Origin of the sequence: Lysobacter sp. KIS68-7 (genome assembly GCF_021284745.1) — a bacterium.
In the GTDB taxonomy this organism is placed as follows: Bacteria; Pseudomonadota; Gammaproteobacteria; order Xanthomonadales; family Xanthomonadaceae; genus Noviluteimonas.
Genome location: NZ_CP089925.1, coordinates 1,153,687 through 1,169,430 on the forward strand (window position 1 = coordinate 1,153,687; position 15,744 = coordinate 1,169,430).

General features: G+C 67.9%; 12 protein-coding genes, 1 rRNA gene and 1 pseudogene. 7 read left to right on the forward strand and 7 right to left on the reverse strand.

The features are described from left to right. Positions 1–129: 129 nt before the first annotated feature. Positions 130–242 (forward strand): 5S ribosomal RNA (gene rrf, locus LVB87_RS05435). Positions 243–301: 59 nt separating this feature from the next. On the opposite strand, the gene LVB87_RS05440 is transcribed toward rrf, so the two are convergent. The 4 genes from LVB87_RS05440 to LVB87_RS05455 form a co-directional block, all read right to left on the reverse strand. After that, positions 302–952: a 2OG-Fe dioxygenase family protein gene (locus LVB87_RS05440; protein ID WP_232900476.1), complete on the reverse strand. Its 651-nt coding sequence runs from the start codon at positions 950–952 to the stop codon at positions 302–304. 86 nt (positions 953–1,038) lie between these two features. Continuing rightward, positions 1,039–1,446: an MAPEG family protein gene (locus LVB87_RS05445; RefSeq protein ID WP_232899883.1), complete on the reverse strand. Its 408-nt coding sequence runs from the start codon at positions 1,444–1,446 to the stop codon at positions 1,039–1,041. Positions 1,447–1,469: 23 nt separating this feature from the next. Further along, positions 1,470–3,191, reverse strand: a complete 1,722-nt coding sequence (locus LVB87_RS05450; protein WP_232899884.1) for a M28 family metallopeptidase — start codon at positions 3,189–3,191, stop codon at positions 1,470–1,472. Positions 3,192–3,244: 53 nt separating this feature from the next. After that, positions 3,245–3,925: a hypothetical protein gene (locus LVB87_RS05455; RefSeq protein ID WP_232899885.1), complete on the reverse strand. Its 681-nt coding sequence runs from the start codon at positions 3,923–3,925 to the stop codon at positions 3,245–3,247. 119 nt (positions 3,926–4,044) lie between these two features. On the opposite strand from LVB87_RS05455, the gene gpmI reads away from it, so the two are divergent. The 3 genes and pseudogenes from gpmI to LVB87_RS05470 form a co-directional block, all read left to right on the forward strand. Beyond that, complete coding sequence (gpmI, locus tag LVB87_RS05460) at positions 4,045–5,586, forward strand: 2,3-bisphosphoglycerate-independent phosphoglycerate mutase (protein WP_232899886.1); 1,542 nt, start codon at positions 4,045–4,047, stop codon at positions 5,584–5,586. Positions 5,587–5,621: 35 nt separating this feature from the next. Further along, entirely contained in the window at positions 5,622–6,797 is a 1,176-nt protein-coding gene (locus LVB87_RS05465) for a peptidoglycan DD-metalloendopeptidase family protein (protein ID WP_232900478.1), read from the forward strand. A gap of 85 nt (positions 6,798–6,882) precedes the next feature. Beyond that, positions 6,883–8,214, forward strand: a pseudogene (locus LVB87_RS05470) (S41 family peptidase); the annotation flags it as partial. Between the two features lie 60 nt (positions 8,215–8,274). Here LVB87_RS05470 and LVB87_RS05475 read toward each other — a convergent pair. Further along, a complete protein-coding gene (locus LVB87_RS05475; protein ID WP_232899887.1) occupies positions 8,275–8,595 on the reverse strand; it encodes a DUF1820 family protein in 321 nt (106 codons plus the stop codon). 21 nt (positions 8,596–8,616) lie between these two features. Continuing rightward, on the reverse strand, positions 8,617–9,309 hold the full coding sequence (locus tag LVB87_RS05480; RefSeq protein WP_232899888.1) for a rhomboid family intramembrane serine protease: 693 nt from the start codon (positions 9,307–9,309) through the stop codon (positions 8,617–8,619). Positions 9,310–9,488: 179 nt separating this feature from the next. On the opposite strand from LVB87_RS05480, the gene LVB87_RS05485 reads away from it, so the two are divergent. Then, on the forward strand, positions 9,489–10,880 hold the full coding sequence (locus LVB87_RS05485) for a TonB-dependent receptor (RefSeq protein ID WP_232899889.1): 1,392 nt from the start codon (positions 9,489–9,491) through the stop codon (positions 10,878–10,880). Positions 10,881–10,957: 77 nt separating this feature from the next. Here LVB87_RS05485 and putA read toward each other — a convergent pair whose 3' ends face one another. Beyond that, on the reverse strand, positions 10,958–14,176 hold the full coding sequence (gene putA / locus LVB87_RS05490) for a bifunctional proline dehydrogenase/L-glutamate gamma-semialdehyde dehydrogenase PutA (RefSeq protein ID WP_232899890.1): 3,219 nt from the start codon (positions 14,174–14,176) through the stop codon (positions 10,958–10,960). Positions 14,177–14,305: 129 nt separating this feature from the next. Between putA and LVB87_RS05495 the strand changes: the two genes are divergently transcribed. Beyond that, on the forward strand, positions 14,306–14,788 hold the full coding sequence (locus LVB87_RS05495; protein ID WP_232899891.1) for a DUF2244 domain-containing protein: 483 nt from the start codon (positions 14,306–14,308) through the stop codon (positions 14,786–14,788). Between the two features lie 100 nt (positions 14,789–14,888). Then, a complete protein-coding gene (gene coxB, locus LVB87_RS05500) occupies positions 14,889–15,713 on the forward strand; it encodes a cytochrome c oxidase subunit II (protein ID WP_232900480.1) in 825 nt (274 codons plus the stop codon). The last annotated feature ends 31 nt before the right edge of the window (positions 15,714–15,744 follow it).

Sequence of the window (15,744 nt, forward strand, 5' to 3'; positions counted from 1 at the left end):
GGCCTTATCCTCGACAACACGTCGATGGCATTCGCCCCAAGCTTCGCAAGAAGCAACTCGCTACTTCCCACCCTCTGAGAGCGTGAGCGCGACCAATCCATCGATTGGACCGCGACCCTCCACCCTCTCCCTGGTGACAATAGCGCTGTGGCACCACCCGATCCCATTCCGAACTCGGAAGTGAAACGCAGCCGCGCCGATGGTAGTGTGCATCCGCATGCGAGAGTAGGTCATCGCCAGGGCCTTACAACAAAACCCCGCCGGAACTCCGGCGGGGTTTTTCTTTGCGCGGTGGAATGGGTTAGTTGCTGCGCTTGAGCGTCACGACGAGCACGTCGCGATGCGACGGCAGCGACGGATCCAGCGCCGTCACCGGCGTGACCCCATGGAACACGCGCGCGTCGTCGACCAGCGCAGCGTCGAATGCATCGACCAGCGTAAAGCTCCCCAACAGCGCCCCATCGCCCGAGTGGATCGTCGTCGTGCCGCTGGCGATGTTCCGGCGATCGACCATCAGCACCAGCACGTAATCCACGCCATCGCGATGCACGCCTTCCGGCGTCGGCTCGCCCGCAGCATCGGGCCGGGCCTCGATGCGGAACTGATGCACCTCGATGCGCCAGCGCGCCACGTCCGGCGACAGCGCACCGAAGAATCCCACGCAATAACGCAGCACTGTCGAAAGGCAGGCACCACTCGCGATCGCATCCTCGATTGGCTCGAACCACCGCTCCAGGTCCCCCTGCAGCGGGTTGTACTCGCGACCCTGGTAATGCGGCTGGTGCGCTTCACGCACGACGTCGCCGGCGCGCGACGCGCTGAATACCGAATGCCGTCGCCGCCGATAGCGACCGGTCTGCGCCAGGTACGTATCGGGCGCCAGGGCTTCCCAGGAGGCTATGAACCGCTCCCAGTCGTCGAGCCCACCGACGTGCGACAAGGCGGCGCGCATCGCATCGGCATGCACGAAACAAAACCCCTGCGCGCGCACGACATCCACGCACTGCGCACTCGCCACGTCGATCGCCACGCCGGTGTTCACCCCATCGCCCCCAGTCGCAGTGCCGCCATCACCATCAGCGCCACCACGCATGCGAACGCGACGGCCCACACCAGGCTGCGAAGCGGAGCCTTCAGCCCCATCGTGTAAACCAACCCATGCAGGAACCGGAGCACCACGAAAGCGATCGCCAACACCGCGATGCGCGACTCCTGCACGCCGGCCAGCTGCGCCATCACCACGGCCACTGCGAACGGCGCAAACGCCTCGAACGCATTGAGCTGCGCCGAATTCGCACGATGTACGCGCGGATCCGTCTGTCGTGCGACCCAACCGCGCGGATCGCGATTGTCGTAACGCTCACCGCTCGCCTTGGCGACCGTCGTCCACACATACGGCAACAACGCCGCCAGGATCACGCACACATAAGCCGTTGCGATCGTCATCTGGGATCTCCGTCGTTGGGCGATCAGGGCTTCGCAGCAGGACGCGACGCATCACGCGCCGCGCGGAAAGGATTACCCACGCGCCAGTTCGGCCAGCCCGACCCATCGGCCACCTCGCGCCCGACCTGGTACATCGTGTCCAGATCCTGCACCACGCCGTCGAGGTTCCAGTTCGGGTCGAACTCGTCCGCCGGCTTGTGGTAGCGCATTTCGGTATACGCCTCCGATGCCTTGCGCCCGGCCTCCGTACCGCCGGCGACGAGATCCTCGCCACCTTCGGCATACAGCGCCGGCACGCCGGCCTTCGCGAAGTTGAAGTGGTCGGAGCGGAAATAGAATCCGCTTTCCGGCGTCGCCTCCGCGTGCAACACGCGCCCCTGCTTGTCGGCGATCGACTTCAGCACGTCGTCGAGTTCCGAATTGCCCAGGCCCGTCACCACGATGTCCTTCGAAGGCCCGGAGGTCGACATCGCATCGATGTTGATCGCGGCCACCGTGTCCTTCAGCGGCACCACCGGATGCGCCACGTAGTACTTCGAACCGAGCAGCCCGGATTCCTCGAGCGTCACCGCCAGGAACAGCACCGAACGCTTCGCCGGTGCCTGCGCGAACTTGCCGGCGATCTCCATGATCCCCGCCACGCCCGTCGCGTTGTCGATCGCACCGTTGTAGATGTTGTCGCCGGGCTCGTCGGGATGCTTGCCGAGGTGGTCCCAGTGCGCCATGTAAACAACCGCTTCGTTCGGTCGCTCGGTGCCCGGCACCATCCCCACCACGTTGCGCGAGGACTTCTCGACGACCTCGCTGTCGAGCGTCACCGAGGCCTTCGCCGGCAGCGGCACCGCCTTGAAACCGCGCTTGTTGGCGGCGGCGCGCAACGCATCGAAATCCAGCCCGGCATCGGCGAACAAGGATTTCGCCTGCGCGCCCGTGATCCAACCCTGCACGGGCAAACGCGGCGCCGGATCGTCGCTTGCACGCAGGTCGAACTGCGCGCCGCTCCACGAACCCCGCACCACGTCCCAGCCGTACGACGCACCGGCGTCGTCGTGCACGATCAACGCCATCGCAGCGCCTTTGCGCGCAGCTTCTTCGAACTTGTAGACCCAGCGGCCGTACCAGGTCATGCGTCGGCCTTCGAACAACGTCGGATCGTTGGCGTGGAAACCAGGATCGTTGACGAGGATGACCACCGTCTTGCCCTTCACGTCCAGGCCCGCGTAATCGTTCCACTGCTGTTCCGGCGCATCGACGCCGTACCCGACGAACACGACGTCGCTGTCCTTCACCTCGACATGCTTCTGCCCGCTGCGCGTGCCGATCACCATGTCGGTGCCGAAGTTCAACGCATGCGGCTTGCCCTTCACCGACACGTTCAACACCGTCTTGTCGTCGGCGGTGGTCTCGGTCATCGGCACGGTCTGCGTCCAGCTGCCGTTGTTGCCGGGCTTCAGTCCCATGCGCTCGAATTGCGCAGTGATGTACGCGACGGTCTTGTCTTCGCCCGCGCTCCCGGGCGCGCGTCCTTCGAAGTCATCGGAGGCCAGCACGCGCACGTGTTCGGCGAAATCGCCCTTGGCGATATCGGGCACGAAGGCGTGGGAGCTGGTCACTGCCGGCGCAGGCGCGGCCACGGTGGCCGATGCGGCGGGTGCTTCAGGCGATGGCGTGCGATTGCAGGCGGCCAGCGCCACCACGCCGGCGAGACACACCATCCAGTGGCAGGACTTCGGGTTACGCAACATCCGGGAGGTCTCCGATGGGGACCCCCCGGATTCTAAACAGGGCGACTCCCGGATTACTGCGCCTCGGGCGCCTTGTCCGTGCTGAAGGGAATCGCCGTCGCGCCGCGGATCGAGCCGACCTTGGCCGTCGAATGCACGTAGAGCACGACCTCGCGCTCGAACACCATCGGACCGTCCACCTGCGCGTTCGGGCCGATGATGATGCGCGGCACCTTGGGCTTGTGCATCGAGATCCAGCTCGGGCCCGGCTTCTCGACATGGATGCCGCCATGCACGTGCGAACCGACGCCCACCGTGATGTCGCCGTTGACCGTTTCGATACCTTCGCCCAGGTCGGTATCCACCAGGCCGATCGCGCCGTTGACGGTCTCCACGCCCTTGGCGACGTCGCCACCGCGGTCGACGAAGATGCTGCCGTTCACGGTCTCAAGACCGTCGGCGATGCGCGCCTGCGTTCCCACGCGGATGCTGCCGTTGACGGTGGTCAGGCCGCCAGTGCTGATGTTGTCGGCGGCCTGGATGCTGCCGTTCACCGTCTCGGCGTCGCCGGTGCGGGCGTTCGACTCGATGCGGATGCTGCCGTTGACGGTCGACAGGTCGCCGTAGGTCTGGCCGGATTCCGCGGTGATGCTGCCGTTGACCTTGTCGATGTCCTCGTGGTCTTGGGCGAAGACGGCGCCGCTGGCGAGGGCCAGCGCGAAGCTCAGGGCGAAGGCGAGGCGGGTGCGCGACATGGTGTGGGGTCCGTGGAATCGATGGGTGGTCCGCAATGGATGCGTCGACCGGGCATTCGGTTTAACCCCCTTCGCTACAATCCACCCCTGTCCTTCGTCATGCATGCCCCGGAGTTCTTGTGCCCGACGCGATTTCCCGCCCCAAGCCCGTCGTCCTGCTGATCCTGGACGGCTGGGGATATCGCGAGGAGACGGCCGACAACGCCCTCGCCCAGGCCGACCTCCCGAACTGGCGCCGCCTCTGGGCCGGCGCCCCGCACACGCTCATCCACACCGAAGGCCGCCACGTCGGCCTGCCCGACGGGCAGATGGGCAACTCCGAGGTCGGCCACATGAACCTCGGCGCGGGCCGCATCGTCTACCAGGACCTCACCCGCGTGGATGCGGCGATCGAAGACGGTTCCTTCTTCGACAACGCCGAACTCAACAAAGCCTGCGCCGCCGCGCGCAGCTCGGGCGGCATGCTGCATGTCATGGGCCTGCTCTCGCCCGGCGGCGTGCACAGCCATGAAGCGCACATCGCGGCGATGCTCGAGCTGGCCAAGCGCGAAGGCGTCGAGCGCGTGCGCGTCCACGCGTTCCTGGACGGCCGCGACACGCCGCCGCAATCCGCGCGCGCCAGCCTGGACGCCTTGCAGGCGAAGTGCGACCAACTGGGCAACGCGCGCATCGCCACCGTCGGCGGGCGCTACTTCGCGATGGATCGCGACAAGCGCTGGGACCGCGTCCGCCGCGCATGGGACGCCATCGTCGAAGCGCAAAGCGACCACCGCGCCCCCGATGCCATCGCCGCGCTCGCCGCCGCCTACGAGCGCGGTGAAACCGATGAATTCGTCGCGCCGACCGTGCTCGCAGGCGCCACGCCGATGCACGATGGCGATGCCGTCGTCTTCATGAATTTCCGCGCCGACCGCGCCCGCCAGCTCACCGCTGCGTTCGTCGACCCGAAGTTCGACGGCTTCACCGCGCACAAGCCCGCGCTGTCGCGTTTCACCTGCCTCACCGAATACGACGCGAAGCTGCCGGCCCCGGTCGCCTTCGCTCCCGACGACCTGCGCCACACACTCGGCGAACTGCTTGCCGACAACGGCATGACACAGCTGCGCATCGCCGAAACGGAAAAGTACGCGCACGTCACGTTCTTCTTCAGCGGCGGTCGCGAAGACCCCTACGCCGGCGAAACCCGCATCCTCGTGCCGAGCCCGAAGGTCGCCACTTACGACCTGCAGCCGGAAATGAGCTGCCCCGAGGTCACCGCGAAACTCGTCGAAGCCATCGACACGCAGGCCTTCGACGTCATCGTGTGCAACATCGCCAACCCCGACATGGTCGGCCACACCGGCATCCTCCAGGCCGCGATCCAGGCCGCCGAAGCGGTGGACGTCGCCATCGGTGCAGTCGAAGGCGCGGTGCGCCGCGTGGGGGGTGCCTTGCTCATCACCGCGGACCACGGCAACCTCGAACTCATGCGAGATCCCGAGTCCGGACAACCGCACACCGCGCACACCGTCGGCCCCGTGCCGTTGGTGTACGTCGGCCCGCGCGTGGCCACGCTGCGCAGCGGCGGTGCCCTGCGCGACGTGGCGCCGACGATGCTCGATCTCCTGGGCCTGCCGCAGCCCGCCGAAATGACCGGCCGCAGCCTGCTCGGCGCTGCTTGAGGACGCTCGCGCTCGCACTCGGTTGCCTGCTGTCGATGACAGCGGGAAGCGCTTCCGCGCAGAGCGGTCGCGAGACCGAGCAACGCCTGAAGCAAGTCCGCACCGAGCTGAAGAGCGTCGCCGCCGAACGCCGCAAGATCGAAGGCCAGCGCGGCGATGCCTCGCGCCAGTTGCGTGCCGCCGACGAACAAGTCGGCCGTACGGGGCGCGCCGTGCAGGACACCGAACGCGCCCTCGCGCACGAAAGCGCCGCGCTCGCCGAACTGCAGCAACGACGCGACGCCCTCAACACTTCGCTCGCTTCGCGCCGCGCCGAACTGCGCGGCCTGGTGCGCGCGGCCTACACCGTCGGCGACGACGCGCCGCTCAAAGCATTGCTCGCCCAGGATTCCATCGACGACGCGCAGCGCACGCTGGCCTACCACCGCTACGCGCAAACGGACCGCGCCGAGCGCATCCGCCAGCTCACCGCAGAACTGCACGAACTCGACACGCTGGAACAACAGATCACCCAGCGGCGCACCGTGCTCGACACCACGCGCCGCACGCAGCGTTCGCAACTGGCCTCGCTCGAACAGGCGCGCCACGACCGCGCGGCGCTGGTGGACCAGCTCGATCGCAAATACAAGGATCGCGCCAGCCGCGAAAAAGCACTCGGCGAAGACGCGAAAGACTTGCAGCAACTGCTCGCGAAACTCCGCGCCACCGCGGCGAAGGCGGAGGCCGAACGCAAGGCCGCCGCCCTGCGCGAGGCGAAGGCCGCCGCATCGCGCGGCACCTCGACCCCCGCGACGCCCAAGCCGCCGGCCTTCACCGGCCCCGCACTGCAGGTCGGTGGCCTCGGCTGGCCCGTGTCCGGCAGCTTGGTCGCCGCCTATGGCGGCACGCTGCCCGACGGCCGCCGCAGCGAAGGCGTGCTGATCGCCGCCGCGCCCGGAACCACGGTCAAGGCGGTCGCCGACGGCCGCGTGGTCTTCGCCGACTGGATGAACGGCTACGGCCTCATCCTCATCGTGGACCACGGCAACGGCTACATGAGCCTGTACGCGCACAACGATGCGCTGCTGCGCGACGCCGGCGACACGGTCAAGCGCGGCGACCCGCTCGCCAGCGTCGGGAACTCCGGCGGGCAGGGGCGGTCGGCTTTGTACTTCGAACTGCGCCGCAACGGGCAACCGGTGGATCCGGACGCCTGGCTGAAACGCCAGTAAGCGCTGCACACGGGCGCAACGCGGCGTTAACGCAGCTGCGCGCCACGCTTGCATAATCGAACCGACCCCGCGTCCCGGAATCCCCATGCGCAAGACCGCCCTGTTCGCCGCAATGTTGCTGTCCTTCGCCGGCGCGGCGCTCGCGCAGGAGGCGCAAACGGCGCCCCCGCAAGACACGCAGCAGGACACGCAGCAAGGTCGCGAGGTCTCCTCCAGCGACGATCCCGACGACGCCGAATCCACCACCTCCAAGGTGCCGCTCGACGAGATCCGGCGTTACGTCGCCGTGTACAACGCGGTGAAGGAAGCCTACGTCGACCCGGTCGACGACAAGAAGCTGATGCAGTCCGCGGTGCGTGGCCTGTTGCTCGACCTGGATCCGCACAGCGCCTACCTGCAGAAGAGCGAAGCGCGCTCGTTCGACGAGCAGACCACGGGCGCCTACACGGGCGTCGGCGTCGAGCTGATGACGATGCCCGACCGCACGCTCAAGGTGGTCTCGCCCATCGACGACACGCCCGCCGCGCGCGCAGGCATCAAGGCCGGCGACGTGGTGATCGCCATCGACGGCAAGCCGATCGCCGACCGCCAGGACGACGGCGAAGGCGGTTCGGGCCCGCTGCGTGGTGCGCCGGGCACGAAAGTCGTGCTCACCATCGTGCGCGATGGCACGCCGAAGCCCTTCGATGTCACGCTCACCCGCGAACGCATCCGCGTGGCGAGCGTGCGCTCGCGCATGCTCGAGCCCGGTTACGGCTACATCCGCGTCGCGACGTTCCAGGCCGACACCGCCGCCGACTTCGCGCGCGCGCTCGACAAGCTGAAGGCCAACGGCAAGCTCAACGGCCTCGTGCTCGACCTGCGCAGCAACCCGGGCGGCCTGCTCACCGCCGCGGTGCAGATCGCCGACGAACTGCTCGACAAGGGCAAGATCGTCAGCACGCGCGGCCGCGTGGCCATCAGCGATGCGGAATTCAGCGCGACGCCGGGCGACAAGTTGAACGGCGCACCGGTCGTGGTGCTGGTGGATGCCGGCTCGGCGAGCGCATCGGAGGTCCTTGCCGGTGCCTTGCGCGACAACGGCCGCGCGCGCGTGGTCGGCAGCCGCACCTTCGGCAAGGGCTCGGTGCAGACCTTGCTGCCCCTGGACAACGGCGACTCGGTGAAGCTCACCACCGCGCGCTACTACACGCCGAGCGGCAAATCGATCCAGGCGCGCGGCATCGAGCCGGACATCGTGCTGCACCCGGAGAAGGGTGCCGACCACGACGGCAAGGCGGACTACAACGAAGCCTCGCTGCCGGGCCACCTGCATGGCGACGAAGAAACCGCGGGCTCGAACGCGGGCGAAGTGCTCGACGGCGATGCGCCCATCGCCGCGGCCTTGGCGGCGCTCAAGAAGCCGGTGGCCGTTGCGCCGATCGCGCCGGTGGCACCGAACAAGCAGTAACGCGTCGCCTCAGCGCGGCTTGCGGCTTCAGCGCGGCTTCGCGGGCATTGGAAACGGCGTGACGACGGCTTCGCCCGTCGCCGCATCGCGGATCGCCGACTGCCCCTTCTTCTCGACTTCCTCGATGCGCACGATGCTCTGCATCGGCAGGTGCAGCACGCGCGTGTTGCCGAATTCGTCGCGCAGGCGTTCTTCCGTCGGATCCACGACCACGCCGCCGTGCACGTCGAACTCCAGCTCGGCGACTTCGGTGAAGCCCCAGAGCGCACCGGACGACACGCGCCGCGCATACAGCTCGTAGATGCGGCCGGCGTTGAGGAACACGACCTTGTAGAGCGGCTTGGCCATGGCGCGATTATAGGTGCGCGCTCAATAACCGCGCTGTCGACGCAGCCGCCGCGCAATCGCCGCGCGCACGAACATCGCGTACACGATCCCGAACGCGAAGCCCGCCAGGTGCGCCCACCACGCCACCGCGCCCAGCGCCGGGCCGATGTAGGCGAACACGACCTGCAACGCGGCCCATACGCCGATCAGCAAGGCCGCCGGTGCGCGCACGAATTCCAGGAACAGGCCCAGCGGCAGCACCACGCCGAGCTTGGCGCGCGGGAACAAGGCGAGATAGGCGCCGATGACCGCGGACACCGCGCCGCTCGAGCCGATGATGATCCGGTCCGGTTCTCCGATGCTCAGCGCTGCGGCGAGGTTGGCGATCGCGCCGCCGAGCAGGAACAACAGCAGGAAGCGCCACGCGCCCATCGCGCGCTCGGCCGGAAGGCCGAAGATCAGCAGGAAGACGAGGTTGCCGACCAGGTGGGCCCAGTCGGCATGGAGGAACAGGGCGGTCACCAGGCGCAGGGCGCGGCCGTCGCGGAAGGCCTCCTGCCAGGCCGCCGGGTCGGCGAGGCCGCCGGACAGCGCGCCCCAGCCGACGATGAGGGCCCGCTGCTCGCTGCCCGAGGCCAACCGCGCCCACACGAACACGCCGAGCAGTAGGGCGAACAGCGCCGGGGTGGCCCAGCGCAGGCCACGCTTCTGGCGGGTCGGCAGCGGAACGAACATGCCGCGCATGCTACCCGGCGGCCGTTCCGTTAGTGCGCCGACACGGGGTTGTTAGCAACGGGTTAAAGCTGGGCTATAGTCCCCTACGGCGTCGTATGTCGGGAGGGGTTCCGGCACGCGCCGGTCCTGGCTGCCAGGCCGACCGACACCCAAAAATTCGTCACCGGAGACAACTCGCAATGCAACAGATCCACGTCACTCGTATCTCCGCTCTCGCGCTGGCCGTGGCCGGTGCGCTTGCGTTCGGCGGCCAGGCGCAGGCCTCGGGCTTCCAGCTGAAGGAAAGCAGCGTCAAGGCCATGGGCCGTGCGTTCGCGGGCAGCGGCTCGGCGTCGGGCGACGCCTCGGTCGTCACCGCCAACCCGGCGGCCATGTCGACCTTCAAGAAGAACACCCTGCAGGCCGACGTCACCCTGATCGACCTGTCCGCCGACTTCACCGGTGGCGGCTTCGCCGCTGCGGGCACGCCGCTGCAGCAGCCGCTGTCCGGCGGCAACGGTGGCAACGCGGGCGACCAGACGCCGGTCCCGGCGATCTCCGCGATCTTCCCGATGGGCGACTCGGGCGTGACGCTCGGCGCCATGGTCAGCGCGCCGTTCGGTCTGAAGACCGAATACGACGCCGGCTGGGTCGGTCGCTACACCGCCGTGAAGTCCGAAGTGAAGACGATGGACCTGACGATGTCGGCCGCGTTCGACTTCGGCTCCAGCGTGTCCTTCGGCCTCGGCCTGGTCTACCAGCGCGCCGAAGCGACGCTGTCCAAGTCCATCGACTTCGGTTCCGCCGTGTGCGGCATCAACATCGCGCTCTGCATCACGCCGAACCCGGTCGCCGCGCCGTACGGCCCGCAGAAGAACGATGGCTTCATCGAAGTCAACGGCGACGACACCGGCATCGGCTGGATCGCCGGCGTGCACATCCACCCGAACGACCAGCTCGCGATCGGTTACTCGCACCGCTCGGAAATCGGCCACGATATCGTCGGTACCGCCGACTTCACCGTGCCGGCGAATGTTTCGCCGCTGCTCGCCATCGGCGCGCCGGGCCAGTACGTCGACACCAACGCCCACGCGACGCTGGCCACGCCGGCCGTCGACACGATCAGCGTGACCTACGGCATCAACGACGACTGGCGTCTGATGGGCGACGTCTCGTTCACGCAGTGGAGCACGCTGCAGAGCGTGGTCATCGATTTCCCGGCTAACCCGCACCAGGCTTCGGCCTCGGAAGAGTTCAAGTGGACCGACACGACCTACTGGTCGCTCGGCGCCGAGTGGGACATCAGCGATCAGTTCACGCTGCGTGGTGGTTACGCGGAAGACCAGACGCCGACGCACGCCGACACGCGCACGCCGCGCCTGCCCGACGGTGACCGCCAGTGGTTCTCGGTCGGCCTGACCTGGACCCCGAGCGAGTCGTGGGAAATCAACGGTGGCTACACGCACATCATCGTGGACGACCCGGCCATCCAGCTGACCACCCCGTCGGTGGCCACCAGCGGCAGCACGCTGGTTGGTTCGTACGACTCGAGCGTCAACCTGTGGGGCCTGAGCGCGCAGTACCGCTTCTGAGTTGAGATCGATGCAATAGTCAGGAAAAAGCCCCGCGAAAGCGGGGCTTTTTTTGTTCCTGCGATGTCTTCGCTCGATCAGTCGCCCAGCGTCAACAGCGACGCGTTGCCGCCCGCCGCCGTCGTGTTCACCGTCACCGTCTTCTCCGTGCCGAAGCGCGGGAGGTAGTGCGGGCCGCCGGCCTTCGGGCCGGTGCCGCTCAGGTTCTGGCCGCCGAAGGGCTGCACGCCGACGACCGCGCCGATCTGGTTTCGGTTGACGTAGGCGTTGCCGACCTTCACGCGCGCCACGATGTGGTCGATCGTCTCGTCGATGCGCGAATGGATGCCGAGCGTCAGGCCGTAACCGGTCGCGTTGATCGCATCGATCACCTTGTCCAGGTCGTCCGCCTTCCAGCGCACGACGTGCAGCGCGGGACCGAAGACTTCCTTGTGCAGGCGGTCGATCGAGTCGATCTCCCACGCGCTCGGCGCGAAGTACGTCCCGTGTTCGGTCGCCTCGCCCATCTTCGCCTGCGCGATCAGCTTCGCTTCGCCGCGCATGCGCGTGGCGTGGGCGTCGAGCATGCCCAGCGCATCGGTGTCGATCACCGGGCCGACGTCGGTCGAGAGCAGGCCCGGGTCGCCGACCTGCAGTTCCGCCATCGCGCCGGCGAGCATGCCGATCGTCTTGTCGGCGATGTCGTCCTGCACGAACAGCACGCGCGCGGCCGAGCAACGCTGGCCCGCGGACGTGAACGCCGAGGACAGCGCGTCCTTGATCAGCTGTTCCGGCAGCGCCGAGGAATCGCCGATCAACGCGTTCTGGCCGCCGGTCTCGGCGATCAGCACGCCGATCGCGGCATCGCGCGCGGCCAGCGCACGATTGATGGCGCGCGCGGTGTCGGTCGAACCGGTGAACGCGACGCCCGCCACGCGCGGATCCTTGGTGAGCGCAGCGCCGACCGTCGCACCGTCGCCCGGCAGGAACTGCACCACGGCTTCCGGAATGCCCGCTTCGTGCAGCAGCCTCACCGCTGCGTATCCGATGAGGTTGGTCTGCTCGGCCGGCTTGGCGATCACGCTGTTGCCCGCGGCCAGCGCGGCCGCGACCTGGCCGAGGAAAATCGCGAGCGGGAAATTCCACGGCGAAATGCACACGAACACGCCGCGGCCCTGCAGGCGCAGTTCGTTCGATTCGCCGGTCGGCCCCGGCAGCTTTTCCGGATGACCGAACAGCTTGCGCGCCTGGCCCGCGTAGTAACGCAGGAAGTCGACGGCTTCGCGCACTTCGGCGATGCCGTCGGGGATGGTCTTGCCGGCTTCCTTCGTGCACAGCGCGATGTAGTCGGGCATGCGCTTTTCGAGCAGCGTCGCGGCGTGTTCGAGGATGGCGGCGCGCGACGCGGCGGGCGTGGCATCCCACGCGGGCTGCGCCGCGACGGCGTTCTGCAACGCCTTCTCCACGGTCGCGCTGTCGGCCGGGCGCCACTTGCCGACGACTTCACGGCGGTCGGCGGGATTGGTCACGTCGATGTCGGTGCCCCCCACGTTCGCACCCGGCACCAGCGGCGCAGCGCGCCAGACGTGCTTCGTCGCGGCGTTGACCTGTTCGGCGAGGGCGCGCAGCTGCGCGTCGTTGGCGAGGTTGATGCCCATGGAATTGTCTCTCTCGTCGGCGACATCGGTCGCCTGGCTGCGGTACAGATCGCGCGGCAGCGGAATGCGCGGATGCGGGATGCTGGCAAAGGCTTCGACGGTTTCGACCGGATCTCGGATCAGGTCGTCGATCGCCACGTCTTCGTCCGTGATGCGGTTGACGAAGCTGGAGTTCGCGCCGTTCTCGAGCAGGCGGCGCACCAGGTAGGGCAGCAGGTCTTCGTGCGATCCCACCGGCGCATACACGCGGCAGGGCGCATCGAGGCGGTCGGCGGGCACGACTTCGGCGTAAAGATCGTCGCCCATGCCGTGCAACTTCTGGAATTCGAAGTTCTTCTTCTGCTGCCCGCTGCGCGCGAGGCGATGGATCGCCGCGATCGTGTGCGCGTTGTGCGTGGCGAACATCGGATAGATCGCATCCGGCGCGTCCAGCATGCGGCGCGCGTTGGCGAGATAGCTCACGTCCGTGTTCGGCTTGCGCGTGAACGTCGGGTAGCCCGGCTGGCCGTCCACCTGCGCGCGCTTCACCTCGCTGTCCCAGTACGCGCCCTTCACCAGGCGCACCGGAATGCGGCGGCCGGTGCGGCGCGCAAGGCCGGCGATGTAATCGATCACGAACGGCGCGCGCTTCTGGTAGGCCTGGATCGCCAGGCCATAGCCTTCCCAGCCGTCGAGCGACTTGTCGGCGTACGCAGCCGCGATGACGTCGAGCGAGAGTTCGAGGCGGTCGGCTTCTTCGGCGTCGATGGTGAAGCCGATGCCGAAGGACTTGGCGAGCTGCGCGAGTTCCAGCACGCGCGGCACGAGTTCATCCATCACGCGCGCGCGCTTGGCGTGCTCGTAGCGCGGGTGCAGCGCGGAGAGCTTCACCGAGATCGACGGCGCGGCGAACACGTCGGTGCCGACGAAGTGGCCGCTCTGGCCGATCGCCTTGATCGCTTCGCGATAGGCGCCGAGGTAACGCAGCGCGTCCTTGGTGGTCAGCGCCCCTTCGCCGAGCATGTCGAAGGAGTAGCGGTAGGCCGCGTTGTCGCCCTTGCGCGAACGCGAGAGCGCCTCGCCGATGGTGCGGCCCATGACGAACTGGTGTCCCATGATGCGCATCGCCTGGCGCACGGCCAGGCGCACCACGGGCTCGCCGACGCGGCCGATCAGCCGCTTGAAGGCGTTGTGGACGTCGCGCTTGGTGTCGTCGGCCAGGTCCACGAGGTGGCCGGTCAGCATCAGGCCCCAGGTCGACGCGTTCACGAGGATCGAGTCGGACTGGCCCATGTGCTTCTTCCAGTCCGCATCGCCGAGCTTGTCGCGGATCAGCTTGTCGGCGGTGTCCTGGTCGGGGATGCGCAGCAGGGCCTCGGCCACGCACATCAGCAGCACGCCTTCCTCGCTGCCGAGGTCGTACTGCCGCATGAAGGCTTCGATGGCGCCCTGGTCCTGCGCCCGGTCGCGCACGCGGCGCACCAGGTCGGCGGCCGTGGCCTGGATGGCGGCGCGGTCGGCGTCGGGTTGGCGGGCCTGTGCGAGGAGTTCGCGCACATGCTCGGATTCGTCGCGCACCCAGGCGGCGGTGATCGCAGCGCGGAGCGGATCGGCTGCCGGAGGCAATTCCGGCGACAACAGCGGCCTCATCGCCGCCGCGGGGGAGGAAAGCTCGGTCATTTCGCCCAGGGGGAACCGTGTCGAGCCGCATAGTGTAGCGGGCGCGCGCTTGCCGCCGCACGGCGCCGGGGGCTACCATTTCGCGGTTTTCCGCACCCGGTTGCGTGATGCGCCCGGTTGCGGTTCGGCATGATCGAGATGGTGCCGTCGGGCCCTGGTACGGGTACGCAACTCCGGTTGCGGCCGCCCCGGGCGATGACGGCCCGGCAATTCGTTGCGCTGTTCGCCACGCTGGCCGCTGCAATGTGGCTGGTGGCCCTGTTGGGCTGGTGGGCCGGCAACGTCTTCGCCCCGGCATTCGCGCTGCTCGACAGCGTGATGGTCGCGGCGGCGCTGCGGTGGCTCTGGCGGCTGGGCGAGCGTCGGGAAGTCATTTCGATCGGGCCGGAAGCGGTCGAGGTCTGGCGGTCGGCGCAGCCGGCGCCCGTGTTCCGCGCACATCCCGTGTGGGTGCGCCTGGAAGTCGCGGACGACGATGGGTCCATCGAGCTGGCGAGCAGCGGAGTCCGTTGCGAAGTCGGCGCCTTCCTCGGTCCGTCCGAACGCCTCCAGCTCGCGCAACGCCTTCGCGCGATGCTCGAAGCGAGCCGGGCGACCAACACACGAACATGAATTGCATTCAGCTGCGGGGCTCGATCTGATGAAAGCAGGCTTCAACACCTTCGGCGCCAAGGCATGGGGCGTTCGCGCCGCTGCTGCGGTGTTCGCCTTGATGGCCTCCGCCGCCGCGTTCGCGGCGCCGGTCGCCGAGCCCTCCGCACCGCACCCCTGGCAGCTGAACATGCGCCAGGGCGTCACGCATTCCTCGCAGATGGCGTGGGAAGCGCACATGGTGGCGCTGTGGATCTGCGTCGTGATCGGCATCATTGTGTTCGGCGCGATGGCCTACGCGATGTTCAAGTTCCGCCACTCCAAGGGCGCCGTCGCCGACGTCAACTTCACGCACAGCACCAAGCTGGAGATCGTGTGGACGCTCGTCCCGGTCATCCTGCTGGTCGGCATGGCGTGGCCGGCGACCGCCAAGCTCATCGCGATGTACGACACCCGCAACGCCGAGATGACGGTGAAGATCACCGGCTACCAGTGGATGTGGAAGTACGAGTACCTCGGCGAGGACGTGCACTTCACCAGCCGCCTGGCCAAGGCCAGCGACGCGATGCGCCAGTCCCACCAAGTGCCTTCCTGGAACAACCCCGAGCAGCGCAACTATTTGCTCGAAGTCGACAACATGCTCGTCGTGCCGGTCGACACGAAGATCCGCTTCGTCATCACCGCCGACGACGTGATCCACGCCTGGTGGGTGCCGTCGCTGGGTTGGAAGCAGGACGCGATCCCCGGGATCATCAACGAGGCCTGGACCGACATCAAGGAACCGGGCATCTACCGCGGCCAGTGCGCCGAACTGTGCGGCAAGGACCACGGCTTCATGCCGATCGTGGTCAAGGCCGTCTCCAAGGCCGAATTCCGCCAGTGGCTCGCTTCGCAGAAGCAGCCCGCCGCGGCTTCGGCCACCGCCACCGCGACCGCGGCGCCGTAAGGCCACACGCCTTACCGCGCCACGACTCTTC

Coding starts and splice junctions, on each gene's coding strand:
- LVB87_RS05440 (WP_232900476.1), bottom strand. CDS start 952: ATGCGCGCCGCCTTGTCGCACGTCGGTGGGCTCGACGACTGGGAGCGG.
- LVB87_RS05445 (WP_232899883.1), bottom strand. CDS start 1,446: ATGACGATCGCAACGGCTTATGTGTGCGTGATCCTGGCGGCGTTGTTG.
- coxB (WP_232900480.1), top strand. CDS start 14,889: ATGGCCTCCGCCGCCGCGTTCGCGGCGCCGGTCGCCGAGCCCTCCGCA.
- putA (WP_232899890.1), bottom strand. CDS start 14,176: ATGACCGAGCTTTCCTCCCCCGCGGCGGCGATGAGGCCGCTGTTGTCG.
- LVB87_RS05465 (WP_232900478.1), top strand. CDS start 5,622: ATGACAGCGGGAAGCGCTTCCGCGCAGAGCGGTCGCGAGACCGAGCAA.
- LVB87_RS05475 (WP_232899887.1), bottom strand. CDS start 8,595: ATGGCCAAGCCGCTCTACAAGGTCGTGTTCCTCAACGCCGGCCGCATC.
- LVB87_RS05485 (WP_232899889.1), top strand. CDS start 9,489: ATGCAACAGATCCACGTCACTCGTATCTCCGCTCTCGCGCTGGCCGTG.
- LVB87_RS05450 (WP_232899884.1), bottom strand. CDS start 3,191: ATGTTGCGTAACCCGAAGTCCTGCCACTGGATGGTGTGTCTCGCCGGC.
- LVB87_RS05495 (WP_232899891.1), top strand. CDS start 14,306: ATGATCGAGATGGTGCCGTCGGGCCCTGGTACGGGTACGCAACTCCGG.
- LVB87_RS05480 (WP_232899888.1), bottom strand. CDS start 9,309: ATGTTCGTTCCGCTGCCGACCCGCCAGAAGCGTGGCCTGCGCTGGGCC.
- LVB87_RS05455 (WP_232899885.1), bottom strand. CDS start 3,925: ATGTCGCGCACCCGCCTCGCCTTCGCCCTGAGCTTCGCGCTGGCCCTC.